The 24,486-nt window shown below is 71.6% G+C and carries 23 protein-coding genes; 10 read left to right on the plus strand and 13 right to left on the minus strand.

Going from position 1 to position 24,486, the window contains the following annotated elements; all coding sequences use genetic code 11:
* Window positions 1-154: 154 nt before the first annotated feature.
* The 4 genes from cydD to H5965_RS05550 form a co-directional block, all read right to left on the minus strand.
* Window positions 155-3,373 (minus strand): thiol reductant ABC exporter subunit CydD, encoded by a 3,219-nt coding sequence (gene cydD / locus H5965_RS05535; protein ID WP_310968204.1) that lies wholly within the window; start codon window positions 3,371-3,373, stop codon window positions 155-157.
* Window positions 3,370-4,377: a cytochrome d ubiquinol oxidase subunit II gene (gene cydB / locus H5965_RS05540; RefSeq protein ID WP_310968205.1), complete on the minus strand. Its 1,008-nt coding sequence runs from the start codon at window positions 4,375-4,377 to the stop codon at window positions 3,370-3,372. The genes cydD and cydB overlap by 4 nt, the downstream gene beginning before the upstream one ends.
* Before the next feature lie 358 nt (window positions 4,378-4,735).
* The gene (locus tag H5965_RS05545; RefSeq protein WP_310968206.1) at window positions 4,736-6,211 is read right to left on the minus strand and encodes a cytochrome ubiquinol oxidase subunit I; all 1,476 of its coding nucleotides are present in this window, start codon (window positions 6,209-6,211) and stop codon (window positions 4,736-4,738) included.
* Window positions 6,212-6,282: 71 nt separating this feature from the next.
* Entirely contained in the window at window positions 6,283-7,146 is an 864-nt protein-coding gene (locus H5965_RS05550) for a S41 family peptidase (RefSeq protein WP_310968207.1), read from the minus strand.
* 282 nt (window positions 7,147-7,428) lie between these two features.
* On the opposite strand from H5965_RS05550, the gene H5965_RS05555 reads away from it, so the two are divergent.
* Both H5965_RS05555 and H5965_RS05560 read left to right on the plus strand, forming a co-directional pair.
* A complete protein-coding gene (locus H5965_RS05555) occupies window positions 7,429-8,016 on the plus strand; it encodes a TMEM165/GDT1 family protein (RefSeq protein WP_310968508.1) in 588 nt (195 codons plus the stop codon).
* A gap of 56 nt (window positions 8,017-8,072) precedes the next feature.
* A complete protein-coding gene (locus H5965_RS05560) occupies window positions 8,073-8,726 on the plus strand; it encodes a DUF998 domain-containing protein (protein WP_310968208.1) in 654 nt (217 codons plus the stop codon).
* Here H5965_RS05560 and H5965_RS05565 read toward each other — a convergent pair.
* Both H5965_RS05565 and H5965_RS05570 read right to left on the minus strand, forming a co-directional pair.
* Window positions 8,710-9,351: a helix-turn-helix domain-containing protein gene (locus H5965_RS05565; RefSeq protein ID WP_310968209.1), complete on the minus strand. Its 642-nt coding sequence runs from the start codon at window positions 9,349-9,351 to the stop codon at window positions 8,710-8,712. The genes H5965_RS05560 and H5965_RS05565 overlap by 17 nt on opposite strands.
* On the minus strand, window positions 9,348-10,202 hold the full coding sequence (locus H5965_RS05570) for a hypothetical protein (RefSeq protein WP_310968509.1): 855 nt from the start codon (window positions 10,200-10,202) through the stop codon (window positions 9,348-9,350). The genes H5965_RS05565 and H5965_RS05570 overlap by 4 nt, the downstream gene beginning before the upstream one ends.
* 85 nt (window positions 10,203-10,287) lie before the next feature.
* Between H5965_RS05570 and H5965_RS05575 the strand changes: the two genes are divergently transcribed.
* The 3 genes from H5965_RS05575 to H5965_RS05585 all read left to right on the plus strand — a co-directional run bounded on the left by H5965_RS05575 (window position 10,288) and on the right by H5965_RS05585 (window position 14,088).
* The gene (locus tag H5965_RS05575; protein WP_310968210.1) at window positions 10,288-11,460 is read left to right on the plus strand and encodes a homogentisate 1,2-dioxygenase domain-containing protein; all 1,173 of its coding nucleotides are present in this window, start codon (window positions 10,288-10,290) and stop codon (window positions 11,458-11,460) included.
* An 80-nt stretch (window positions 11,461-11,540) separates the two neighbouring features.
* Window positions 11,541-13,349 (plus strand): substrate-binding and VWA domain-containing protein, encoded by a 1,809-nt coding sequence (locus tag H5965_RS05580; RefSeq protein ID WP_310968211.1) that lies wholly within the window; start codon window positions 11,541-11,543, stop codon window positions 13,347-13,349.
* 1 nt (window position 13,350) lies between these two features.
* Window positions 13,351-14,088, plus strand: coding sequence for a hypothetical protein (locus H5965_RS05585; RefSeq protein WP_310968212.1), 738 nt, complete (start codon window positions 13,351-13,353; stop codon window positions 14,086-14,088).
* Here the strand turns inward: H5965_RS05585 and H5965_RS05590 are convergent.
* Entirely contained in the window at window positions 14,085-14,981 is an 897-nt protein-coding gene (locus tag H5965_RS05590) for a LysR family transcriptional regulator (RefSeq protein WP_310968213.1), read from the minus strand. The two genes, H5965_RS05585 and H5965_RS05590, sit on opposite strands and share 4 nt — an antisense overlap.
* Before the next feature lie 92 nt (window positions 14,982-15,073).
* Here H5965_RS05590 and H5965_RS05595 point away from each other — a divergent pair, with 92 nt between their 5' ends.
* The gene (locus H5965_RS05595) at window positions 15,074-16,312 is read left to right on the plus strand and encodes an MFS transporter (protein WP_310968510.1); all 1,239 of its coding nucleotides are present in this window, start codon (window positions 15,074-15,076) and stop codon (window positions 16,310-16,312) included.
* Here the strand turns inward: H5965_RS05595 and H5965_RS05600 are convergent.
* Window positions 16,279-17,307: a hypothetical protein gene (locus H5965_RS05600; RefSeq protein WP_310968214.1), complete on the minus strand. Its 1,029-nt coding sequence runs from the start codon at window positions 17,305-17,307 to the stop codon at window positions 16,279-16,281. The two genes, H5965_RS05595 and H5965_RS05600, sit on opposite strands and share 34 nt — an antisense overlap.
* 151 nt (window positions 17,308-17,458) lie before the next feature.
* On the opposite strand from H5965_RS05600, the gene H5965_RS05605 reads away from it, so the two are divergent.
* A complete protein-coding gene (locus H5965_RS05605; RefSeq protein ID WP_310968215.1) occupies window positions 17,459-18,253 on the plus strand; it encodes a DUF2470 domain-containing protein in 795 nt (264 codons plus the stop codon).
* Here H5965_RS05605 and H5965_RS05610 read toward each other — a convergent pair.
* Window positions 18,245-18,706, minus strand: a complete 462-nt coding sequence (locus H5965_RS05610) for a PPOX class F420-dependent oxidoreductase (protein WP_310968216.1) — start codon at window positions 18,704-18,706, stop codon at window positions 18,245-18,247. The two genes, H5965_RS05605 and H5965_RS05610, sit on opposite strands and share 9 nt — an antisense overlap.
* Window positions 18,707-18,728: 22 nt before the next feature.
* Here H5965_RS05610 and H5965_RS05615 point away from each other — a divergent pair, with 22 nt between their 5' ends.
* From H5965_RS05615 to H5965_RS05625, 3 genes are all read left to right on the plus strand, one after another.
* A complete protein-coding gene (locus H5965_RS05615; protein WP_310968217.1) occupies window positions 18,729-19,541 on the plus strand; it encodes a CPBP family intramembrane glutamic endopeptidase in 813 nt (270 codons plus the stop codon).
* Between the two features lie 41 nt (window positions 19,542-19,582).
* Window positions 19,583-20,767 carry an arginine deiminase gene (locus H5965_RS05620; protein ID WP_206784521.1) on the plus strand — a complete coding sequence of 395 codons (1,185 nt, stop codon included), beginning with the start codon at window positions 19,583-19,585 and terminating at the stop codon, window positions 20,765-20,767.
* Between the two features lie 145 nt (window positions 20,768-20,912).
* Complete coding sequence (locus H5965_RS05625) at window positions 20,913-21,467, plus strand: ferritin (RefSeq protein ID WP_310968218.1); 555 nt, start codon at window positions 20,913-20,915, stop codon at window positions 21,465-21,467.
* 67 nt (window positions 21,468-21,534) lie between these two features.
* On the opposite strand, the gene H5965_RS05630 is transcribed toward H5965_RS05625, so the two are convergent.
* The 4 genes from H5965_RS05630 to H5965_RS05645 form a co-directional block, all read right to left on the minus strand.
* Entirely contained in the window at window positions 21,535-22,359 is an 825-nt protein-coding gene (locus tag H5965_RS05630) for a hypothetical protein (protein WP_310968219.1), read from the minus strand.
* Window positions 22,356-22,868: a SigE family RNA polymerase sigma factor gene (locus H5965_RS05635; protein WP_310968220.1), complete on the minus strand. Its 513-nt coding sequence runs from the start codon at window positions 22,866-22,868 to the stop codon at window positions 22,356-22,358. The genes H5965_RS05630 and H5965_RS05635 overlap by 4 nt, the downstream gene beginning before the upstream one ends.
* Window positions 22,869-23,078: 210 nt before the next feature.
* Entirely contained in the window at window positions 23,079-23,432 is a 354-nt protein-coding gene (locus H5965_RS05640; RefSeq protein WP_310968221.1) for a DUF952 domain-containing protein, read from the minus strand.
* A gap of 129 nt (window positions 23,433-23,561) precedes the next feature.
* Entirely contained in the window at window positions 23,562-24,443 is an 882-nt protein-coding gene (locus tag H5965_RS05645) for a DUF5926 family protein (RefSeq protein WP_310968222.1), read from the minus strand.
* Between the last annotated feature and the right edge of the window lie 43 nt (window positions 24,444-24,486).

Genomic DNA, 24,486 nt, shown 5'->3' on the forward strand with positions numbered 1-24,486 from the left:
GTGTCCAGCACCGCTCCCGGGTCGTCGCCGGACAGGGCGGTGCTCGTGATCTCTGTGGCCGCGGACAGTGCCCGCGCGGCAAGCGTCGGATCCATGAGTTCCGCCATTATCGCGCGGCGCGGCGACGGCGCGGCAAGGACACCGCGGGAATCGATCACGGCACCGGCACCCTGGTCACGACGCGGCCGTCGCGGACCTCGAGGACCACGTCCGCGCCGGCCGCCTCCTCCGCCACATGCGTCACGTGCACCACCGTGCGGCCGGCCAGGGCCTCCCGCAGGTGGGCTCGCACCACCCGGGCCGTCGCTTCGTCCAGGTGCGCGGTCGGCTCGTCCAGCAGCACCAGCCCCGCCGACGGCGCCCCGAGCAGCGCCCGCGCCAGCGCCACCCGCTGGGCCTGGCCGCCGGACAGTCCGGTGCCGCTGCTGCCGAGCACCGTCTCCGGCGGGACGTCCAGCGAAGCGGCTTGCAACGCCGCGCGCAGCTCGTCCTCGGTCGCCGTCGGGCGGGCCAGGCGGAGGTTCTCGGCGATCGTCGTCGCCGCGAGCATCGGCTCCTGCGGGGCCCAGGCCACCGCATCCGGGACCTCGACCGCGCCACGGCTGGGCTCGAGGAACCCCAGCAACGCCGCGACGAGCGTCGACTTGCCCGCCCCGCTCGGGCCGACCACCGCCGCGTACGTTCCGGGTGCCAGATCGACGTCGACGTCGTGCAACACCACCGGTCCGCCCGGCCAGCCGAAGTCCGCTCCCCGCAACGAGACCGCCGGCCCCCGTGTCGCGAGCACCGGCGCTTCCGGCACGTCGGCGAGGCGGCGGCGCGCACGTTGCAGCGTGTCCCAGTGCTGCGCGACCGGCGGGAGCAGCGCCAGGACCTCCGCCAGCGCGAGCGGCACCAGCGCCAGCAGCGGCGCCAGGACCGGGTCGAGCCGTCCGTCCGCGACCGCCGCCGCGGCGAACGCCGTGCTGACGACCGTCGCCGCTCCGCAGACCAGCGTCACCAGCGCCTCCGCCGCGCCCGCGCCGAACGCCTGGCGACGCGCTTGCGTCACCAGGCGCGTGTCGGCGTCGGTGAGGGCGCGGCGGTGATTCCCCGCTGTGCCGAACGCGAGCAGTTCGGCCGCCGCTTCGAAGATCACCAAGACTCGGGTGGCCACCTCGCGTCGGCCGGTGGCCAGCGCGGACGTCGCCCGGCGCTCCGCCCGCAAGGCGACCCACGGAGCGCACAGCCCGAGCGCCACCGCCGCCGCGAGCGTCAGGCCCGCCGCCGGCAGCACCCACGTTTGCACGGCGATCGCGCCGGCCGCGACCAGGAGCACCACCAGCGGCGGCGACACCACCCGCGGCAGGAGGTCGCGCACAGTGTCGACGTCGCCCACCAGCCGGCGTTGCCCCTCGCCCGCGCGCAGGCTCCGCGCCGGCCCGAGACGGACCAGCGAGTTCCACAGCCGCACGCGGACGCGGCCGGCGATGCGGAACGCGGCGTCGTGCGTGACCAGCCGTTCGACGTACCGGAGCCCCGCACGGCCGAGGCCGAACGCGCGGACGCCGACGACCGCGACCGTCAACGTCAGGATCGGCGGCTGCTGGGACGCCTTGGCGATCAGCCAGCCCGACGTCGCCGTCAGCGCCACGCCGGCCAGCAGCGCCAGCGCGCCCAGCGCGGCGCCGCCGAAGAGACGTCCGTCGAGGAGCGCGCGCCACTTCAGCGGCGCGTCCGACGAGTCCACTGTGGACGTCTCGGCCGAAGCAGTGGCCTCCGACGGCAGGTCGACCGCCGCGGTGCGCTCGTGGGCCGCGATGATCGCCGCCGCACCGTTGTCGACGGCGCGCTGCACCGCGTCGAGCACCAGGCGCGCGCTGGCTTCGTCGAGGTGCGCCGTCGGCTCGTCGAGCAGCAGCAGCCAGGCGCCGTGCCGCACCCGGTTCAGCGCCCGCGCGACGGCGACGCGTTGACGCTGACCCAGCGACAGCTGGGAAACCGGCCGGTCGGCCAGCCCGTTGAGGCCGAGTTCGGCGAGCAGCTCGTCCGACGAGCCCGCTTCCTCGCGGACCGTGCCGCCGGTGAACACCGGCGACTGCGGCACCCACGCGACCTGCTCACGCCAGCGCGCGAGGTCGGCGTCGGCGAGGCCGGTCGAGCCGATCGTGAGGGTGCCGTCGTCCGCCGGGACGAAGCCGAGCAGGGCCGAGAGCGTCGTCGACTTGCCGCCGCCGCTCGGGGCGCGGAGCCAGACCGTCTCGCCGGGGCGGACCGCGAACGACTCGCCGTCCGGTGCGAAGCCGCCACGGCGCGCCACCCGCAGCGCTGCCACCCGCACCTCACCGCGCTCCGGGATCGCGGTCCCCGACGGCGGCACGGGGAGGGCCAGCAGGTCGGCGACGCGCCGGACCGCTTCGACGCCGTCCTCGCTGGCGTGGAACGCCGCGCCGACCGCACGCAACGGCTGGTAGCACTCCGGCGCGAGGATCAGCACACCGAGCCCGATGACCAGCGGCAGGCTGCCGCCGGCGAGCCGGACGCCGATCACCACCGCGACGAGCGCCACCGACAGCGTCGCGACCAGTTCGAGTACGAAGGCCGAGGAGAAGGCGACTTTAAACGTCTTGAGCGTCGCGCGGCGGTGGCGTTCGGACAGCCGCCGGACGGTCTCGGCCTGGGCCGCGGCCCGGCGGAACGCGGTCAGCACCGGCAGCACGCGGACGAGTTCCAGGAGCCGCTCGGACATCCGGTGCGTCGCGTCGGTCGCGCCGGCGACGCGGTCGGCGGTGTACTTGCCGACGAGGATGGCGAACATCGGCAGCAGCGGCACGGTCAGCGCGACGATGACGCCGGATGGCCAGTCGGCGAACAGGATCGCCGCGCCGGCGCCGAGGGGCACGACGGCCGCCGTGACCAGGGCGGGGAGGTATTCGCGGAAGTAGGCGTCGAGCGCGTCGAGGCCGCGGGTGGTGAGCGCGGTCAGCTCGCCGTGGCCGCGCTGGGCGATCCACTCGGGGCCCAGGCGCAGCGCGTGGTCGACGGCCTTGGCGCGGAGTTCGCGTTGCGCTGTCGCGGCGGCGCGGGCGGAGACCGTGCGCACCGCCCAGCCGGTCAGCGCGCGCGTCGCGACGAGCGCGAGCAGCGCGGCCAGCTGGGCGGTGCGTCCCCCGGATCCTGCTCCGACGATCGCCGCGAGGACGTCCGCGAGCAGGAATGCCTGTGCCACCAGGGCAGCGGCGTTGACGAACGACAGGAAGCCCACCAGGGCCAGCGCCCGGCGCACGGCCGGCACGAGGGCCGGCAGCGCGCCGAGCGGGCCCTTTCCCGGCCGCGCTGAGTCCACTGTGGACTCCGAGGCGAGAAGGGTTGCGCGCCCGGGAAGTTCGTTCATGGTGCGTGGACCGCCGGGATGTGCTGGGTGCCGATGCGCTTGCGGAACACCCAGTACGTCCAGCCTTGGTAGACCAGCACCGCCGGGGCACCGAAGACGGCGACCCAGGTCATCACGGTCAGCGTGTACGGGCTCGACGCGGCGCCCTCGATGGTCAGGGTGTTGGCGGCGTCGAGGGTGGAGGGCAGCACGTTCGGGAACAGCGCGCCGAACATCGTGACGGCGGCCCCGGCGATGACGACGCCGAGCGCGGCGAACGCCTGCCCGTCGCGGTCGGCGCGCAGCCGAAGCCACGCGACGGCGGCAGCGAGAGCACTGATCCCGAACGAGAGCAGTGTCCACAACGTGCCGGCGCGCCACTGGACGACCGCGAGGAACGCGACCATCGGCACCATGGCGACCGGGAGCAGTTTGCCGGCCAGGTTCTTCGCGCGTTCCCGCAGTTCACCGCTGGTTTTGAGGGCGAGGAACGCGGCGCCGTGGGTGATCGAGAAGGCGGCGATGGCAAGCGCGCCGAGCAGGGTGTCCCACCGGACGGCGGCGAACGCTCCGCCGGCGCGGTTTCCGGCGGCGTCGAGGGGCAGGCCGAGGACGGTAGTGGCGAGGATGAGGCCGACGCCGAGCGGCGGGATCCACGAGCCGATCATGATGACGCGGTCCCAGTTGCGGCGCCAGCGGTCGGAGTCGACCTTGCCGCGGTACTCGAAGGCGACGCCGCGGCCGATGAGGGCGAGCAGCACGAGCAGCAGCGGCAGGTAGGCGGCCGAGAACAGCCCCGCGTACCAGGCGGGGAAGGCGGCGAACATGGCCCCGCCGGCGACGATGAGCCAGACTTCGTTGCCGTCCCAGACCGGGCCGATGGTGTTGACCATGACGCGCCGCTCGGTGTTGTCCTTCGCGAGGACGGGCAGCAGCATGCCGACGCCGAAGTCGAAGCCTTCGAGGAAGAGGTAGCCGAGCCAGAAGAAGGCGATGACGACGAACCAGACGATGGCGAGGGTCATCGGGCACCTCCGACCGACCGGTCGCCGTGAGTTATCCACAACGGGTCGAGTTGTCCACAGATTTGCTGTGGGTAACCCTGGAGAGTGACCGGGCCGATACACTGGGTTTGGGGACGCCCCCCGGGAAGGGCGGGGGCTGCTTTTGGTTGGTGAGAGGCTGCTGCACCCCTGCTGAGCTGGGGTTTTGGTGCAGCCGGAGTGGCGGTGAGGCGCGGGAGCTGCGTCGAACCGGACGAAGCAGGCCCTCGAGTGGGGCAGGGTGTGCTCGGCAGGGTGTTCCGGTCGGCGATTCGGCCGGTACTCGGTCGGCTCGCTGCTGCACAGGCGCTGAGCTGGAGATTTGGCATCGTCGGCCGCCTCAGTACGCGAAGGCGAGCGTGTCCTCGCCCGGTTTGTCGGAATCCTTGGGCTTCTCCGGGGGCATCACCGCTTCGACGCCGCCGCGGATGTACTTGCGCATCAGGTAGACCTCCACCACGCCGAGGGCCGCATACACCGTGGTCAGGGCGATCAACGATGTCCAGATCTCGCCCGTGGTCAGCCTCGACACCGCCTGGGCGGTGAACATCCACACGCCGTCGACGCCGGTGGGGTTGGGGACCACCACGAACGGCTGACGGCCCATCTCGGTGAAGATCCAGCCTGCGCTGTTGCCGAGGAACGGGGTTGCGATGCCGCCGAGGACCAGCAGCGGGAACCAGCGGCCGCTCGGGAGGCGGCCTCGGCGGGTCAGCCAGAGGGCCAGGAGGCCGATACCCGCCGAGATCGCGCCGAAGCCGATCATCATGCGGAAGCCCCAGTACGTCACCGGGAGGTTGGGGACGTAGTCGATCGGCTTGCCCGCCAGCGAACCCAGCGCCGGGTCGTCCGGGTAGTTCGTGCCGTACTTGGCCTGGTACTCCGTCACCAGGTTTTCGACGCCCTTGACCTCCGTCGAGAAGTCGTTGTGCGCCAGGAACGACAGCAGCGCGGGCACGTTGAACGTCTTCACGTCCTCGCAGTTCGCGCCCGAGACGTCGCCGATCGCGATGATCGAGAAGCTGGCCGGCTTTTCCGTGTGGCACAGGGCTTCCGCCGACGCCATCTTCATCGGCTGCTGCTCGAACATCAGCTTGCCCTGCGCGTCACCGGTGATCGCCAGGACCGCGAACGCCGCCACGCCGACCCAGCCGCCGAGGCGCAGCGACGAGCGCCAGACGTCCTCATTGGCGCGACGCCGCCAGAGGTGCCAGCCCGCGACGCCCACCAGGAACGCCGCCGCCACCGAGAACGCGCCGGCCAGGGTGTGCGGGATCGCGGCCAGTGCCGTGTTGTTCGTCAGCACCGCCCAGATCGAGTTCATGGTCGGCTTGCCGTTCTCGAACGTCACGCCCACCGGGTGCTGCATCCACGAGTTCGCGGCCAGGATGAAGTACGCCGACGCCATCGTGGCCAGCGAGAACGCCCACGCGCACGCCAGGTGCACCTTCTTCGGCAGCCGGTCCCAGCCGAAGATCCACAGGCCGAGGAACGTCGACTCGACGAAGAACGCGACGAGCCCTTCCATCGCCAGCGGCGCGCCGAAGACGTCGCCGACGAAGCGGGAGTACGCGCTCCAGTTCATCCCGAACTGGAACTCCTGCACGATCCCGGTCACCACGCCCATGGCGAAGTTGACCAGCAGCAGCTTGCCCCAGAACTTGGTCATCTTCAGGTGCCGCGGATCGCCGGTGCGGACCCAAGCGGTCTGCATCGCCGCGACCAGGATCGACAGCCCGATGGTCAGCGGGACCATCAGGAAGTGGTAGACGGTGGTGATGCCGAACTGCCACCGCGCTAGCTCAAGGACCTCCACGTGGTCCAGCCTGCTCCGGGGGGCCTGACCCGGCCAGATCAACTGGTCCCGTTCCCGGCGGGACCAACGTCCTACCGCTGGTCGAGGGCCTTCCGCGCCTCTTCGGCCACGACCCGCCGCGGCCCCTCGTCGCCCAGCTCGAGGACGTGCCGCAGCGCCAGCGCGTACGCGGTGTCGAACGCCTTGTCCGCCTCGACCGGGATGTTCGGCGCCACGCCGACGCCCTCCCAGTTCTCCCCCGACTCCGGGTCGTACGAGCGGGCGATCGGCACGGTCACGTCCAGGTAGGTGTCCACTTTGTAGCGATCACAGGGGTGCGCGCCGCCTCGCGTCGTTTCGCCGACGGTCTTCGCGCGGCCCTGCCGCTGCAGCGAGAAGGCGAGGTCCTCCCCGCCGGAGAACGTCACCGGGCCGGTGAGCACCCAGATCGGCTTGGTGCCGCCGAACTTCGGCCCCGGGACGTACGGCAGCGTCCACATCTGGGTGACGCGGTCGCCGTCGCGCTCGTAGAAGTCGAGGTAGTGGGTGCGCTCGTCGACGAGGTAGCTCTGCAGGAACGCGCTGGTCTCCGGGTCGCCGCCGCGGTTGTGCCGGACGTCGAGCAGCAGCGCGTCGGCCGAGGCGATCAACGTCATCGCCGCCGAGACCGACGGCGCGGCGAGGTCGATCGGGTAGAGCATGGTCGTGTCGAGGTAGCCGACGTTGCCCGCGAGCCGCCGCACCGCCGCGATCCCGAAGTTCTCCAGCTCGCCGGCGCGCCGGAAGTGCTCGGACGCGTGTTCCGCGGCACCGTCCACGGCGACGGGGTCGAGGTGGTGACGCAGCCGGAGGTGTTTGTCGTCGTTCACCGACTGCAGGTCGGTTGTGACGGCCGTCGCGAATTCCGCCTCGCCGAGGTCCGCGTACGCCCCTTCGTCGAGACGCGCGCGAAGCACCTTCGCGAGCTTCGCGGCGACGTCCGGGAAGACGTAGTGCGCTTCGACCGGCGGATGACCTCTTCGACCTGCGCAGCACGCGACTGTGACCCCATGCCGGTGAACTTACCGCAGGCCACAACCGAAAATTCGGCACACCGAAGAAAATTGTGCGACAGCCCTGGATGTCAAATTCATGGCCGCCGATCGAGCAATTTCGCGATCGCCATCAGCTTGCGACTTTCCTGACCTCCCCTTTATCGTTGCAGTGAAAGGGGCGAAAGAATACTCATGACTGCCGCTATGGTGGCGCTGATCAGCGCGTTCGGCCTGGTCCTCGCCGTGGAACTGCCGGACAAGACGCTCGTCGCGACCCTGGTGCTGACCACCCGTTTCCGCGGTTGGCCGGTTTTCGCCGGGGTGTGCGCCGCGTTCGCCGTGCAATGCGTCATAGCGGTCGCGTTCGGCAGCGTGTTGACGCTGTTACCGGACGTCGTGCTTTCCCTGGTCGTCGCCGCGATGTTCGGCCTCGGCTCTTTCATGCTCCTGCGCGAGGGCTTCAGCGAAGCGGACGAAGCGGGCGAAGACGCTTCGCGCACCGGCCCCTCCCCGGCGTCCTTCACGCGCTCGGCGATGACGTCGTTCGGCGTGCTCTTCGCCGCCGAGTGGGGCGACGCCTCGCAGCTCGCGACGGCCAGCCTCGCTGCCCGCATCGGCAACCCGTTCGCCGTCGGCGTCGGCGCCTTCACCGCGCTCGTGGTGGTCGCCGGGCTCGCCGTGTTCATCGGCGCGAAGATCCGCAGCCGGATCAAGCCGAAGCTGATCCAGCGCTGCGCCGGGTTCGCCTTCGCCGGGTTCGCCGCGTTCGCACTGGTCCAGCTCGCCTTCTGACGGCTGCCTCACAGGTTCGCCCGGTAACCTTTCGGGAACGAAAGGGGGAGCACCAGGTGAACTCGCATGCCGTCTCGCCGCTGCACGGCCGGGTCGCGTTCGGCGGCATCGGCGTCGCCGTGGCCATCTCGATCGACCTGCACCTGCGGCTGTCGGGCCAGGTCAGCCCGATCTGGCAGACGCTGTCGGAGTACGTCTACGGCAAGCTCGGCACGTCCTCGGCCGCTCCCCTGTTCAGCGTCATGTGCCTGGCACTGTCCCTCGGCTCGGTGGCGCTGCTCGCCGGCATCGCGAAGGCCCACCGCCCGGGCACCACCGCCGTCTGCGTGCTGCTCGGCGTCTGGTCGGCCGGGCTGCTGGTCTGCGGCCTCGTCCCCGTCGACCCGGACGGCCAGGCGCGTTCGCTGGCCGGACAGGTCCACAACATCGCCGCCCTGACGGCGTTCGTCGCGCTGCCCGCGGCCGCGTTCGTGCTCACGCGCAAGGGCCGCGAGCGCTGCCCGTGGGAACCACGCCGGACGACGATCCGGCGCCTGGCCACGGCGAGTTTCGCCAGCGTCGGCGTGGTGCTCGCCGGGTTCGTCCTGACGCTCGTCCTCGGCCCGGCCCAGCAGGACGTCACGCTGGGCCTGTTCGAGCGCCTGCTGTTCACCGTCGACGTCGCCCTGCTGCTGACGATGGTCCGGCCGCTGCTCAGCCGTCCGTCTTGAGGATTTCGGCGAGCCGGGTGGCGGCCGCGACGACCTGCGGGCCCACTTCGGCCGCCTTCAGCGGCTCCATCGAGACGACGCCGACGCTCGCCCGCAGGCCCGGCACCCCGCGCACCGGCGCCGCGACGCCGGACGCGCCCGCTTCGAGCTCGCCCGTCGACGTCACCCAGCCGTCGCCGCCCGGCCGCAGGCTCATCGCCTTGCCGGCCGCGCCGGCGGTCAGCGAGTGCCGGCTGCCCACCCGGTAGGCGACGTGGAAGTTGGTCCAGGACGGCTCGACGACGGCCACCGCAAGCGCTTGCGGTCCCTGCGCGACCGACAGGTGCGCGGTCGCGCCGACCTTCTCGGCCAGCTCGCGCAGCACCGGGCCGGCCGCGTCCCGCAGCTGCGGCAGCACCTGCCCCGCCAGCCGGAGCAGCCCGACACCGAGCCGGACCTTGGTGCCGTCGCGCCAGACCAGCCCGCGCTCCGACAGCGGCACGAGCAGCCGGTAGACGGCCGCGCGGCTGGCCCCGATGGCCACCGCCAGCTCGGAGATGGTCGCCGCGTCGCCACCGGCGTCGGCGACTGCCTGCAGCAGCGCCAAGCCCCGGTCCAGCGTCAGCGACCCCTCCCGGCTGGTCACAGCAAGCCGAGTTCGCCCAGGTCCGCGACCGGCTCCTCGAACGACGCCGCCGCGTAGGACGCGAAGAGCGCCCGCACGGCCTTCGCGGCCGGCTCGGACAGCGCACGGGCCTCCTCGGCCAGCGCCTGGGCGTCGGTCGACTCCAGCGCGCCCCGGACGTCGCCGCCGGCGAGGCTGCGCGCGGAGGCCACGAGCAGGTTCAGGAAGCCGTGGTGCACGAACCCGGTGTCCGGGTCGGTGTGCCGGACCGCGCGGTGCAGGCTGTTCGTCGCCTTGAACGACGCCCCGGTGGACCCGCTGACGACGGCGAGGAAGTCGGCCACCTCGTCGACGCTGGGGAAGTTCTCGCCCGCCTGCCCGCCGCAGCGGATCTTCGGCCAGCTGCCGTGCTCGATCACCTTCCGGACGCCGTCGAGCCAGCCGACGCCGCGCCGCGGCTCGACCACCCGGATGACGTCCTCGGGGACGAACTCCGAGACGCGCTCGAGCCACACCTCGTCGACGTCCGACGGCGCGGGCATCTCGACCATCCGCAGCGCGAGCAGCTCACTGCGCGATTCGACGATCGAGATGGCCTTCGGGACCCCGCCCAGGCCGGTGTCGATGATCAGCGAAAGCGGCAGCGGCTGCTTCGGCTTGATCTTGATCAGCTCGGTGATGAGCTCGGGCAGCCGCGACGCCTGGCAGAGGAAAACCCCCAGGACACCGGCGTGTTCGGAGCCCCGGCTGGCGAAGTGCGCACGGAGTGCTTCGGGCATGGCCGCATCGCCCGGAGGGAACAGCGCCGAGTCGTCGACGAGCCTCGCGAACAGGGGAGGAATTCCACGGGGGCCGGGGGGCGTGAGTTCCACAGCGCTTGACACGACTGACACGCTAGTAGCGTACGACATCAGGACAAAATCGTTCGCACAACGAACACGTCAGAAGGGGACGTCGATGCCTTACTACCGGCGAGTAGGCGAGATCCCGCACAAGCGGCACACCGCGTTCCGGAAGCCGGACGGCGGGCTCTACGCCGAGGAGCTGATGGGCGTCGAGGGCTTCTCCGCCGACTCCGCGCTGCTCTACCACCGCGGCCTGCCGACGGCGATCGTCGACGCCGTCGCGGTCGCGGAGGACCGCGGGTCGCTCACCCCGAACCACCCGCTCAAGCCGCGGTCGTTCCAGACCCGGGACCTCAAGTTCGGCGGCGAGGCCGACGCGGTGACCGACCGGCGGCGGCTGTTCGGCAACAACGACGTCACCATCGGGTTCGTCACCGCGACCGCGCCCAGCCCGCTGTACCGCAATGCGGCCGGCGACGAGCTCTTCTACGTCCACGGCGGCTCGGCGACCTTCGAGACCATCTACGGCCGCCTCGAGGTCGGCGACGGCGACTACGTCGTGATCCCGACGTCGTGCACCTACCGGGTCGTCCCCGACGGCGAGGTCAACCTCTTCACCCTCGAGGCGCGCGGCCACATCGGGCCGCCGAAGCGCTACCTGTCCGCGAAGGGACAGTTCCTGGAGCACTCGCCGTACTGCGAGCGCGACATCCGCGGGCCGGAGGAGCCGCTGCTGGAGGACGGCGAGGACGTCGAGGTGCTCGTGCGGCACCGCGCCGGGCTGACCCGCTACACCTACGCGACGCACCCGTTCGACGTCGTCGGCTGGGACGGCTGCCTCTACCCGTGGGTGTTCAACATCGACGACTTCGAGCCGATCACCGGCCGCGTCCACCAGCCGCCGCCCGTGCACCAGACGTTCGAGGGCCCGAACTTCGTCGTCTGCTCCTTCTGCCCGCGGAAGGTCGACTACCACGAGGGCGCGATCCCGGTGCCGTACAACCACGCGAACGTCGACTCCGACGAGCTGATGTTCTACGTGCGCGGCAACTACGAGGCCCGGAAGGGCTCGGGGATCGGCATCGGCTCGCTCTCGCTGCACCCGTCCGGTTTCACGCACGGCCCGCAGCCCGGTGCGGCGGAGGCGTCGATCGGCGCGGAGTTCTTCGACGAGACGGCGGTCATGGTCGACACGTTCGCGCCGCTGGAGCTCGGCGAAGCGGCCGAGGCGTCCGAAGACCCCGGCTACGCCTGGACGTGGTCGCGCCGCGGCCCTAAGTCATAGTCAAGATTCGGAAATACCGTCCCCTCCCCGTTCCGCCGGCCGGATAATGGAAATCCGGGTGGCGGAACGGGGAGGTTTCGATGATCAATTCCCAGCCAGCACGTCGAAAGAGAAAAGTTCTCCCGTTCCTGGCCGCGATCGTGGTCGCGATCGCCTTGATCATCGGAATCCGCTACTGGACCAGCGATTCGAGCGACGAGGCCGACGCGCCGAAGTGCTCGGGCGCGGACGCGATCGCGCTCAACGTCGCTTCGTCACCGGAAAAGGCCGGAATCGTCCAAGAGGCCGCGAAGGCCTACTCCGGACGGACGGTCGCCGGGCACTGCGTCGACGTCGTCGTGAAATCGAAGTCGTCCGGCGTCGCGATGCAGGCGCTGGCGAACGGCTGGAACGAAGCCGTCGACGGGCCGCGCCCGGACGTCTGGACACCGGCCGCGAGCGGCTGGGTCAACCTGCTGCGAGTCAACGCGAAGGGCGACACCGGTTCGCTCGTGCCGGACGGTGATCCGCCGTCGATCGCGAACGCGCCGCTGGTCGTCGCGATGCCGAAGCCGATGGCCGAGGCGCTCGGCTGGCCCGGCAAGGCGATCGGCTGGAAGGACCTCGCCGGCCTGGCCACCGACCCGGCGGGCTGGGCGAAGTACGGCCACCCGGAGTGGGGCAAGTTCCGGTTGGGCAAGACGAACCCGAACATCTCGACGTCCGGGCTGAACGCGACGATCGGTGCCTACTACGCCGCCACCGGCACGTCGTCCGACCTCACCGCGGCCGCGCTCGAGAAGCCGGACGCGAAGCAGTTCGTCACGAACATCGAGCAGGCGATCGTGCACTACGGCGACACCACGCTCACCTTCCTGACCAACCTGCAGAAGGCCGACGACAAGGGCGCGGCGCTGTCGTACATCTCGGCGGTGACCGTCGAGGAGAACTCGCTGATCGGCTACAACCAGGGCAACCCGACGAACGACCCGGCCAAGGTCGGGCAGCACGGGCCGCCGAAGGTGCCGCTGGTGGCGATCTACCCGGGTGACGGGACGCTCAACTCCGACCACCCGTTCGTCACGTTGAACTGGGCGGACCCGGTGCGCAAGCAGGTCGCCGCGGACTTCCTCGGCTACCTGCGCCTCGCCGAGACGCAGGCGAAGTTCGCCGCGCTCGGCTTCCGGTCCTTCGAGGGCAAGCCGGGCCCGCAGGCGACGCCAGCCAACGGCGTCCAGCCGGACGCGAAGATCAGCTTCCTGCGGCCGCCGTCGCCGTCGGTGCTGTCGAAGCTGCTGGCGTCCTGGACCGACCTGCGGAAGAAGGCGAACGTGCTGCTCGTCGTGGACGTCTCGGGCTCGATGGGCGACGAGGTGAGGGGCACCGGCAAGAGCAAGATCGACCTGGCGAAGCAGGCCGCGATCGACTCGCTCGGCCAGTTCGTGCCGCGCGACCAGGTCGGGCTCTGGCAGTTCTCGACCCACCTCGACGGCGACAAGGACTACCAGGAGCTGCTCCCGGTCCAGGCGCTCGGGACGAGCGGCAAGGAGACCCTGGCCATGCGGCTGAGCGGGCTGACTCCCCAGTCCGGCACGGGGTTGTACGACTCGTCGCTGGCCGCGTACGAGTACATGAAGGCCCACCTGGACCCGGCGGCGATCAACGCGGTCGTGGTGCTGACCGACGGCCGCAACGAGGACTCCGGCGGCATCGACCTCGAACACTTGGTGCCGCAGCTGCGGCCGGAGGCCAACGCGGAGTCGGTCCGGTTGTTCACCATCGCCTACGGCTCGGACGCCGACCAGGACGTGCTGAAGCAGATCGCCGAGGCGACCGCGGGTTCGGAGTACGATTCGTCCAAACCGGACTCGATCAACCAGGTGTTCACCTCCGTGATCTCCAATTTCTGACATGAAGTTCGCCCGTGAGCTCGCCGAACCGTGGGGGCTGCTGCTCGCCGCCACGTCGGCCGGCGTGGCCTGGGCCGTGCAGCTGCCGGTCGTCGCCGCCCTCGGGGTCGGGGTGGCGGTGCTCGCCGCGCGGGCGGGCGTGGCGGTGGCAACCCGCGAGAAGGAGCCGCCACCGCGGGAAGCCCGGGTGCTGGACGTGGCGCCCGGCTCGGCCGAGGAGAACTGGCTGCACCGGGCGTCGGCCGCGGCGGAGGGCTTCGCCTCGCTGAGCGGCTCGCTCGAATCCGGTCCGCTCGCCGACCGCGTGGCGGACATGGAGCCGGCGGTCCAGGAGACGCTGTCGACGCTGAGGCGCCTGGCCGGCCGCGCGTCGGCGACGGGCCAGGCGCTGTCCCGCGTCGACCTCGACGCGGTCAGGCGCGAGCGGCGCCGGCTGGAGCAGTCGCTGACGTCGGCCCGCGAAGAGGTCCGCGGCGACCTCGAGCAGGCGCTGACGGCGGTCCAGGCCCAGGCGGACGTGCACGCGCGGCTGTCCGGCGCCCGGGACAAGCTGCTGGCCCAGCTGCAATCGGGCGCACTCGGCCTGGACAGCCTGGTGGCCCGAGTGGCGGAACTGACGGCGGCGACGTCGGACGTCACCGTGGACACCGGCGCGGTGCGCGAGCTGAGCGACCAGCTGGAAGGCATCCGCCAGGGCGTGCTGGAGACCGAGCAGGCGACGCGGAAGTCGCTGGGTTAGGCGGCCCAGCCCGGCCGCCACGCGCCGGCGACGCGCTCGCTCTTCGCGAGGTGACGCCGAAGCGCCGTGAGCCCGGGGTGCGCGTTACCCCGCCGCCACACCAGCGAATGCGGGTACACCGGCACGGGACCTTCGATCGGCACGCGCCGCAGGTCGTGCGCCGGCGGCCACAGCACCCGGCTTCCCGCGCCGAGCAACGTCGCCACCTCCGCCGACTCCGCGAGCGTGTCCAGCACCACCTCGATGCCGAAGTTGGGCCCGGCGGCGTCGATCCACAGGCCGAACGCGGCCGCGAACTCGGTGTAGTAGGCGCCCCACTCCGTCCCGGGCACCACGCCGGGGAGCCGGATCCGGTGCCCGGCCAGCTCCGCCGGAGTCACCGAAGCCGCGTTCGCCAGCGGGTGCGCGGGGCCGCACATCAGCTGGATCGGCTCGTCGAGCACCCACTGGGCGTCGAGGTCCGCGGGCAGCGTGACGACCGCGCGGAACGACGCGTCGATCGAGCCGTCCAGGAGCGCCGCGATCGCGGTGTCGAAGAGCGTCGCGACCTCGAGCGCTACGTCGGGGTGTGCCTGGTGGAACCCGCGCAGCAACGTGGCCGGGCACAGCCGCCTGCCGATGACGTCGACGCGGAGCGGGCCGGTGCGCACCGACGCCAGCGCGCGCAGCTCGGCCGCCAGGAGCTCGCGGGCGTGCGGTAAGAAGGCCGTTCCATCGCCGGTGAGCACGGCGCCGCGCGCAGTGCGCGTGAACAGCCGCGCCCCGAGCGACTTCTCCAGCGCGGCGATGCGTTTCGAGACGGCCTGCTGCGTGATCGACAGGTCGGTGGCGGCGTCCTGGAACCGGCCCGCCTCCACCACAGCGACGAAGGTGCGCACGGCGTCGAGGTCCACGACGCCCGACTCTAGATTCACAACGCGGCGTTGTGGCTCGCCGCCGCGTCGGTTGTTTGCCGCGCGCGACCGTTCCCGCTTTGATCTCCGACGTGATGCGCGGGCGGTCGCTGGGACCGCGGTTCAGGTGGCTCTGGTCGGCCTACGCGGTGAGCGCCTTCGGGACGTGGCTCGGCTTCGGCGCCTTCCCCATGCTCGCGATCCTCGTCCTGCACGCCGGGCCCGCGGCCGTCTCGGCGCTGGCCGCGGTCGGGCCGGCCGTCGGGGCGCTCGTCGCCGTTCCGCTGGGGCCGTGGGTCGACCGCCGGCGGAAGCGGCCGGTGATGGTGGCCATGGACCTCGTGCGGTTCGGCGCGCTGGTCAGCGTTCCGGCCGCCTATGGCCTCGGCGTGCTGAGCTTCGGGCAGCTGCTGGCCGTCTCGGTGGTCGTCGCCGCGGCGGACATCACCTTCACCTCCGCGAGCGGGGCCTTCCTCAAGGGCCTGGTGCCGCCCGAAGACCTGCTCGTCGCGAACGGCCGGTTCGAGGCGACGAACTGGACCGCCACCGCGCTCGGGCCGCCGTTGGGCGGGGCGGCGTTCGCGCTGTTCGGGCCGGTGACGTCGGTGGTCGCCAACGCCGTCAGCTTCCTGCTCTCCGCGCTCGGGATCCGCGCGATCGGCGGGGACGAACCGCGCCCGCGCACCGCCGCCCGGCTGCGCCCGCGCGACCTCGCCGACGGCTGGCGCTTCCTGCTGGCGCATCGGGGACTGCGGCCGCTGCTGTTCAACGCGATGGTGTTCAACGGCCTGGTCATGGGCACCGAGCCGCTGCTCGCCGTGCTGATGCTCAACCAGCTGGGGTTCCCGCCGTGGCAGTACGGGCTCGCGTTCGCCGTACCGTGCCTCGGCGGGCTCGCCGGTTCGCGGCTGACCCCGCGGCTCGTCGCGAAGTTCGGGCGCCACCCGGTCCTGGTGACGTCCGGCGCGATCAGGGCGTGCTGGCTGCTCGCCCTGGCGTTCATCCCGGCGGGCACCGGCGGGCTCGGCTACGTAATGGTCGTCGAACTCGGCCTGATCGTCAGCTGCAGCGTCTTCAACCCGGTGCTCGCGACCTACCGGCTCGAGCAGCTCCCGGCGGACCGCATCGCGCGGACGCTCTCGGCGTGGTCGATCAGCACGAAGGCGTCGATCGCCACGTTGACCGCGCTGTGGGGCCTGCTCGCCGGTCTGACCGGGCCACGCTGGGCCATCGGGATCGCCGGGGTGCTGGTGCTGGCGACGCCGTTGCTGCTGCCCCGCCGCGATCGGACGCCTGCTCAGCCGAGCCAGACCGTGCCCAGTACCGGGTAGCCCGGGAGGCCCGTCTTGGCCGCGCCCGGGTGGGGGGCGCCCGCGATCCAGAGGCGGCCCGTCGCCGCGATGTTCGCCGCCATCGAAGGGTCGACCTTGGGGAGGCGGAAGCGGACCACGCGGCCGTCGGCCAGCATGGTCAGGCCGCTCAGCCTCGCCGCGCCGTGGCGGGTCATGCGGACCGGGCCGTCGAGGACCGCGCGCAGCTCCGTCCAATGGTCCGCCGGGAGGGGCCTGCGGTAGGTGATCGCTCGCCACACGGCCGCGAGGGCGCCCAGGAGCGCGCCGGCGCCGCACGGCCACGCGAGCCACCCCACCACCGGGAAGTCGAGTGCGACCCAGACCGCGAACCCGGCCAGCACCAGCAGGAACGCCGCCGTCGTGCGCAGGTCGCGGGCCAGCTGGCGGCGGTGCGCGGCCAGCACGGGGTCGAGCCTCGGCGAGCGGGACCCGGCCGGTTGCGGGACCGGTACGGCACCCGGCGGCGGGGTGTCGTGGATCCGGGCGCTGCGGACCCGCACCACGCCGGAGAAGCCGACGAACACCTTCGGGCCGCGGCCCAGCAGCCAGATCCGGCGGTGCCCGGCGACCAGCAACCGGTGGGCTTCGTCGAGCCGGACGCGCAGCCACCGGCCGTCCGGGAGGCGCACGCCGACCGTCCGGCCGGCCGCGACCAGGCCGCCGGCGGCGATGTCCACCTGCCGGAACGCTTCCCGCTTCAACCGCGTCTCGGGCAGGTGGGCGTGCGCGCGGTGGAGCCACCACGCCTCGATCGCGCCGGCCAGCGCGAACGTGCCGACCGGCAGCGCCACTCCGGCGCCGGCGAAGAACTGGGCGAACCCGAACACCACGAAGAACGCGGCCACGAGCCGCTGGTTCGCGGTGTCGCGGCCGAGGCGGTCGAGGTACTCGCCGAAGATCGGGAGGGCCCCGGACGGCATGGCGGGGTCGAGTTCGAACGCGCGGACGCGCTCGGGGACCGGGACGATCGGCACGCGGAACCCCCACGGGGTCGGGTTGTTAACCGCTTTTCGGCAAAGTGGGCACCGGCGTTACCGGATGTGCCGATCAACGGGTGGGACGTGAGCGCCACGACTACCCAGACCGTGAAATTCAGGTTAGGCTCACCTAAGTAGGAGGTGAGCCGTGACCGAGGCACCCACAACCGTCCGCCGCCCGCCGGCGCCGAACCCCGCCGAGCGCGCCAAGACGATCGCGACCCGCAACGGCCCCGCGTCGTTGCTGCCGACCTGCGATCGCACGGACCTCGACGGCCGGCGGGTCGTGCCGGTGCTGCACCACGTGCACCACAGCGGCAGCGTCAGCGTGCTGCTGCCCGACGACCACCCGATGGTCGGCGCGGCGAAGCAGACTCAGCGCGGGGAGCTGGCCGTGATGGTCGAGCTCGCCGACCAGGCCCCGGTCGACCTGCGGGAACCGATCCGCGGGCTGCTGTGGATCACCGGCTGGCTGCGGCCGCTCTCGCCGGTTTCGGCCCGCGCGCGGGCGGTGGCGATCGCCGAGACGCGGCCGGACGAACGGCTCCTCGACGTCGGCCACGGCGTCACGCTGCTGCGGCTCACCCCGGCGTCGCTCGTGCTCGCCGACGCCGAGGGCACGCACTCGCTGCGCCCGCACATGTTCAGCGCCGCGCCGCCCGACCCGTTCCACGACTACGAGGCCCAGTGGCTGCGGCACCTGGAGAGCGACCACTCCGACGTCGTCGAGCAGCTGGCGAAGCACCTGCCGGCCTCGCTGCGCGGCGGCCGGATCCGCCCGCTCGGGCTCGACCGGTTCGGGCTGCGGCTGCGCGTCGAGTCCGACAGCGGCGACCACGACGTGCGGCTGGCGTTCTCGAAGTCCGTCGACAGCCCGGCGCAGCTCGCGTCGGAGCTGCGCCGGCTGGTCGGCTGCCCGTTCCTGCGCGGGCGGTCAGGCTAGTTCGGCCGGGAACCCGCCCTTCGCGATCGGCCCCCAGCTCTCGATCGTCACGCGGATGATGCTCTTGCCCTGCTTGACCATGGCCTCGCGGTATTCGTCCCAGTCCGGGTGTTCGCCGGAAATGGCGCGGAAGTACTCGACGAGCGGCTCGACCGAATCCGGGATGTCCAGCACCTCGGCGGTGCCGTTCAGCTGCACCCACTGGTCGTTCCACTCGTCGGACAGGATGCAGGCCGAAACCCTCGGGTTGCGCTTGACGTTCACGACCTTCGCGCGCTTCGGGTAAGTCGAGACGACCAGCCTGCCCTGGGCGTCGACGCCGCAGGTCACCGGCGAGAGTTGCGGGCCGCCGTCGGCCTTCGTGGTCAGCAGGATGGCGCGGTGGCGGGTCGACAGGAACTCGACCAGCGCGGCGCGGTCGACGGTTTCGTTGGTGGCGATGCTCCTCGGCATACCCCGAAGGTAGCGTGCGTCCATGACGTTCACCGCGCGATCGTGGCTGGCCCCGGCCCGGCCGTCGTTCCCGGAACCGGTCGACGACCCGCGCGAGCGCCGCGCGATCAAGCTCGAGCTGCTGATCGTCTTCGGGATCACGCTCGGCATGTCCGGCGTGCGCAGCCTGCTGTCCCTTGTGGACTCGCTGCTGCAGCCGGTGCCGCTGGCCCAGCAGCAGACCCAGCTGAACGTGCCGCAGGCCGCGGCGAGCCTGATCGACCTGCTCAAGCAGCTGCTGTCGGCGGCGCAGCTGGTCGGCTGGGGCGCGCTCGGGCTGTACCTGCTGTGGCGCGCGGGCGTCAAGGTCGCGCAGATCGGCCTGGACCGGCGGGCACCGGGCCGGGACGCGCTGCTGACCGTCGTGCTCGCCGCGCTGATCGGCATCCCGGGGCTGGCGCTGTACTTCATCTCGTACCACCTCGGGTTCAGCCTGGCCGTGCAACCGTCCACTTTGGGCGATACGTGGTGGCGGCCGATCTCGCTGACGCTCTCGGCGTTCGGCAACGCCTTCGCCGAGGAGGTCCTGGTCATCGGCTATCTGTTGACGCGGCTGCGGCAGCTCGGCGTCCGGGAGAACACCGCGGTGTTCGGCGCCGCCGTGCTGCGCGGGTCGTACCACCTGTACCAGGGCTTCGGCGGATTCGTCGGGAACCTGATCATGGGGCTGGTGTTCGGACGGCTGTGGCAGAAGACCAACCGGCTGTGGCCGCTGGTCGCCGCCCACACGCTGTTCGACTTCGTGTCGTTCGTCGGATACTCGCTGCTCAAGGGGCACGTTTCCTGGCTCCCCTGACTAGGATCTGGGGGGTGATCGACGAAACGGCACCTCCCCGGGTGGACAGCGAAGTCGGACCCCTGCGCGCGGTGCTGCTGCACCGGCCCGGCAACGAGCTCAAAAGGCTGACGCCCCGCAACAACGACCAGCTCCTGTTCGACTCGATCCCGTGGGTCGACCGGGCCCAGGACGAGCACGACGCGTTCGCCGAGGTGCTGCGCGGCCGCGGGGTGGACGTCCTGCTGCTGGCCGACGCCCTGCGGACGGCCCTGGAAGACGACCGGGCGCACGCGGCGGGCGTGCACGCGGCGGTCGACGACCGGCGGCTCGGCGGCGACCTGGCCGACTCGCTGCGTTCGCACCTCTCGGGCGTCGACGCGGCCGGGCTCGCCGAGGTGCTGATGGCCGGGATGACGTTTGAGGAGCTGCCGTCCGCGGAAGGCGCGTCGCTGGTGCGGATGATGAACCACCCGCACGACTTCGCCGTCGACCCGCTGCCGAACCTGCTGTTCACCCGCGACTCGTCGGTGTGGATCGCCGACCGGGTGGCGATTTCGTCCCTGAACATGCCCGCGCGCCGCCGCGAGACGGCGGTGCTCGACCTGATCTACGCCTACCACCCGCAGTTCCGCCACGCCGCCCGCGCGTACGGCGCCCATTCGGCGCCCATCGAAGGCGGCGACGTGATGCTGCTGGCCCCGGGCGTGCTCGCCATCGGCGTCGGTGAGCGGACGACGGCGGCCGGCGCGGAGTCCCTGGCCCGGTCGGTGTTCGCCGACGGCATCGCGCACACCGTGCTGGCGGTGCCGATCGAGCAGTCCCGCGCGACCATGCACCTGGACACGGTGTGCACGATGGTCGACGCGGACGCGGTGGTGATGTACCCGCTGGCCCGCGACTCGCTGACGGCGTTCACGCTGCGCCCGACCGGCGACGGCGGGGTGAAGGTGGCCGGCCCGGCGCCGTTCCTGGTGGCCGCGGCCGAAGCGATGGAAATCGACCGGCTGCGCGTCATCGACACCGGCCTCGACCCCGTGACGGCCGAACGCGAGCAATGGGACGACGGCAACAACACGCTCGCCCTGGCGCCGGGTGTCGTCGTCGGCTACGAGCGCAATGTCGAGACGAACGAACGGCTGGAGGCGGCCGGCATCGAGGTGCTGCCGATCGCGGGCTCCGAACTGGGCTCCGGCCGGGGCGGGCCGCGGTGCATGTCCTGCCCGGTCCGGCGCGATCCGCTGTGATGGGAAGCCTTCCCTAAATTGCCACAGCTTTTAGGGAAGGCTTACTTAAATTAGGCAAGTCTTCTTTAGGAATGGTAACCCTAATAGGGGCCAGATCACCAGTCCCGAGTGGAATTCCCGCCAATCTTGATCTATTCTGGTCTGCATGGCCCTCACCAAGAAGAAAGAGCCGCGCTCGAAGTTCTACGAACTGCTGCAGGCGCAGATCCACAACGAGTTCAACGCGTCCCAGCAGTACATCGCGCTCGCGGTGTGGTTCGACGCCGAGGACCTCCCGCAGCTGGCGAAGCACTTCTACAAGCAGTCCGTCGAGGAGCGCAACCACGCGATGGCGCTCGTGCAGTACATGCTCGACCGCGACCACCACGTCGAGATCCCCGGCACCGGGGAGGTGCGCAACGACTTCTCCGGCGTCACCGAGCTCATCGAGCTCGCGCTCGAGCAGGAGAAGGAGGTCGCCGTCGACATCTCCGCGATGGCGAAGGCCGCGCGCGCCGAAGAGGACTACATCAGCGAGCAGTTCATGCAGTGGTTCCTCAAGGAGCAGGTCGAAGAGATCTCGCAGATGAACACGCTGCTCAACGTCGTCAAGCGCGCGAACGGCAACCTGTTCGAGGTCGAAAACCACCTGCACCGCGAGTCCGTCGGCGACGGCGGCGCCGACTCGCAGATGCCGCCGGTGGCCGGCGGGGCGCTGTAACCGACTAAACGCGAAAACCCGGGCTCTCCCCCTGTGGACAGCCCGGGTTTCCGCATGCGCCCGGCCCTCAGCCGGCGCAGTCCTGGGCGCGGCTCGAAAGGCTCGTCTGCACGACTCCGGTCTCGCCGAGCCGGAAGCGGTATTCGGCGGCGGTGCCGGCCGGGGCGACGACGTCGCCGGACTCCTCCTTGGCCGCCGGGTAGGCGGCGAGGATCTGGTCCTTGGTGGCGCCGGCGCCGATGCCTTCGGCGGTGTGCGCGGCCACGTCCGGGGTCACGACGACCAGCCCGGCCGCCTTCGAAATGACGACGCTCGCGGCCACCGGCACCCCGCTGCCCTGTGCCTTGTAGACGGTGCAGCTCGCGCCGGCCTGCGGGTCGCTGAGCGTCACGGCCAGCGCCGTCACGTCGGCCTCGGACATGCCGAGCTTGAGCTGGCCGAAACCATCGGCCGCGAGCAGCGGCCCGGTGGCCACACCGGGGAGCGTGGACGGCCGCGGGGTCGACGGCGGCCGCGGCGGCCGCGACGTCGACGCGCCCGGCGGCGCGGAAGCCTGGATGCTCTGGGTGCCGGTCGGCCCGGGCGGCGACGGCTCCGGCGACCGGCCCGCCGTGAGGTTCTCCGGCGGCTTGCCGCTGGTTCCGGTGCCGTCGGCGGACATCACCGCGGTGCCGTCCTCGGCGTGGAACCGGATCATGGTCAGCCCGCCCGAGACGGCGACCACGGCGGCCGCAACCCCGGCCACGGCCTGCACGACGTGCCGGCGACGGCGACGCCGTCGCGCCCCGGTGACGATGACCGTCCCGGCGTCCGGCGGCGGAGGCAGGTCCAGCCGCTCGTCGGCGAACAGGGCGCGCAGGCGCTGCTCCAGTTCGTCCTCGGAGATGTTCAACCCGCACCACTCCCTTCGCCTTCGCCGTCGACCGACTTCAGCTTCATCCGCAGCGACGCGATCGCCTTGCTGGCCTGGCTCTTGACGGTGCCCTGGGTGACCCCGAGGGCGCCGGCGATCTCCGCTTCCGAGAGACCTTCGTAATAACGCAGGACCATGACGGCCCGTTGCCTCGGCGGCAGCGTCCGTAACGCACGCCACAGCGGCTCGTGCTCGAACGGGTCGGACGGCACGTGCGGGCTGGTGTCCGGCAGGTCCGCGACGAGGTTCTCCCGGCGCGTCCGCCGCCAGCGGCTCACGTGCGCGTTCGCCATCGACCGGCGGACGTAGGCCAGCGGGTCGCCGGTCTTCTCGTGGACGTACGTCCAGCGCGAGCCGATCTTCTCCAGCACGGTCTGCACCAGGTCCGCCGCGTCGTGCGGGTTCCCGGTGAGCGCGTGGCCGTACCGCAGCAAGCCGGGCAGAGTCGCCTGCACGAAATCGCCGAAGTCGACGAACTCGCCAGCCAACGTCGCGGCCCTCCCTCGGCCTGCGCTGGTCACCCAGGTATCTCCCCCGGTGAAGACGGGTGCCGCAGCGGTCACCGTATCGCCTCCCATCGGGGTCGGGTAGCCAGAAGCCGAGTCGCTTTCCTCCCCAACACGCATCACAGCCCCCTCAGGTTGCCCGCGTTCCCGGCCGAATTCCTTCTGGGTCGGCCGGGCGATGATCTGCCCACGTCAGCGGTGGGCGAGCGAGTCGGGCAGGCGGAAACCGCCGCCCTCGGACTCTCGGAATTCGTGCACGCCGACGACCGCCGCGCGCGGGATCGGGCCGTAGACGTGCGGGAACCAGATCCCCTCCGGGTGCGGCGGCAGCCCGTCCTCCCAGCGGACCGGCGCGTCGACCTTCGCCGGGTCGATTTCGAGCAGCACCAGATCGGTCCGGCCCCGGAACCGGATGTTGGCCGGCAGGTTCACCGTGCCGAAGTCGGAACAGTGGATGAACCCGACTTCGTCCAGGGACGGATCCCGATACTCGCCGTCTTCCCCCACTTCGGCCCAGTCGGCCGCCCCGCAGATGTGAAGTATCACGCAGAGAATCGTCCCACCGGCGCGCTGCACCGGCGGTGTCTCTTCCGCCACATAGTGCCTGGTTGAACGCTCACCGAAGGGTGGAGGACCACCGGTTCGTACCGATGGTCCGGCACCTGCCGACGACGGTCAGCGCAGGGTCAGCTGCCGGCCGACGAGGCCGTCGCGCGCCCGCCGCTCGGCCGCGTTCAGCGGCTCGTCGTCGAGCGACTTCAACGCCGTCTCGAGCCGGGCGCCCAGGGCGTCCTTGGCCTCGGCCCACTCGCGGGCGTGGGCCTCGGGGTCGAGGTCCCAGACCGGGACGAGCAGGCCGTGCGCCCGGAACGAGCCCGCGTAGCGCGAGCCCTCGCCGAGGCCGAGCTCGCCGGCCGCGGACAGCCGGGCGAGGGCCTGGAGCAGCAGGTTCTCCGGCTCCGGCCGGACCCAGCGCAGGTGCGCCTTCTCGCCGGCGAGGACCCAGTAGGCACCCGAGCCGAGCCGTTCGGTGGGCATGATCGCCGCGTTCGCGCGCTCGAGCGACACGGCGACGTCACCGGTCGCGTCGGCGTCCTCGGGCAGCCACCAGCCGAAGTCCGTGTGCAGCGTGACGTCGAGTTCGGCACCCGGCGCCAGCAGGTCCTGCAGCCGGGCGTGCTCGTCGGCCGCGGGCGGGGTGGTGGTGTCCGGCACGCCGAGGACGTCACCCTCCTTGGCGTCCAGCAGCCACTTCAGCGAGCGGCCGAGGTCCCGGCTGATGTCGGACGAGCGGGTCTGCACCTGCAGGCCGAGGTAGCGCCGGCCGTCCGAGCGGACGAACGCGGCGGCCGCCATGGGCAGCACGGTCCCGAGGGTGACGTCACCACCGTCGGCGAGGGTGAGCTGGGCCGTCGCGGACGGCACGAACTCGCGCAGCGCGATCAGCTCGGGCTCCGCCGCCAGCCCTTCGAACGGCTGGCCGACGAAGACGTCGCGCACCTTCGGCTTGCGGTCCGACGCCTGCTTGGGACCCTTCTTGCGCGCGCCCTTGCCCACTGCTGCCTCCTCTGGCTCGGCTTCAGACGCTATCGAAGGGTTA

This window comes from Amycolatopsis sp. 505, from assembly GCF_031625235.1.
Classification (GTDB): domain Bacteria; phylum Actinomycetota; class Actinomycetes; order Mycobacteriales; family Pseudonocardiaceae; genus Amycolatopsis.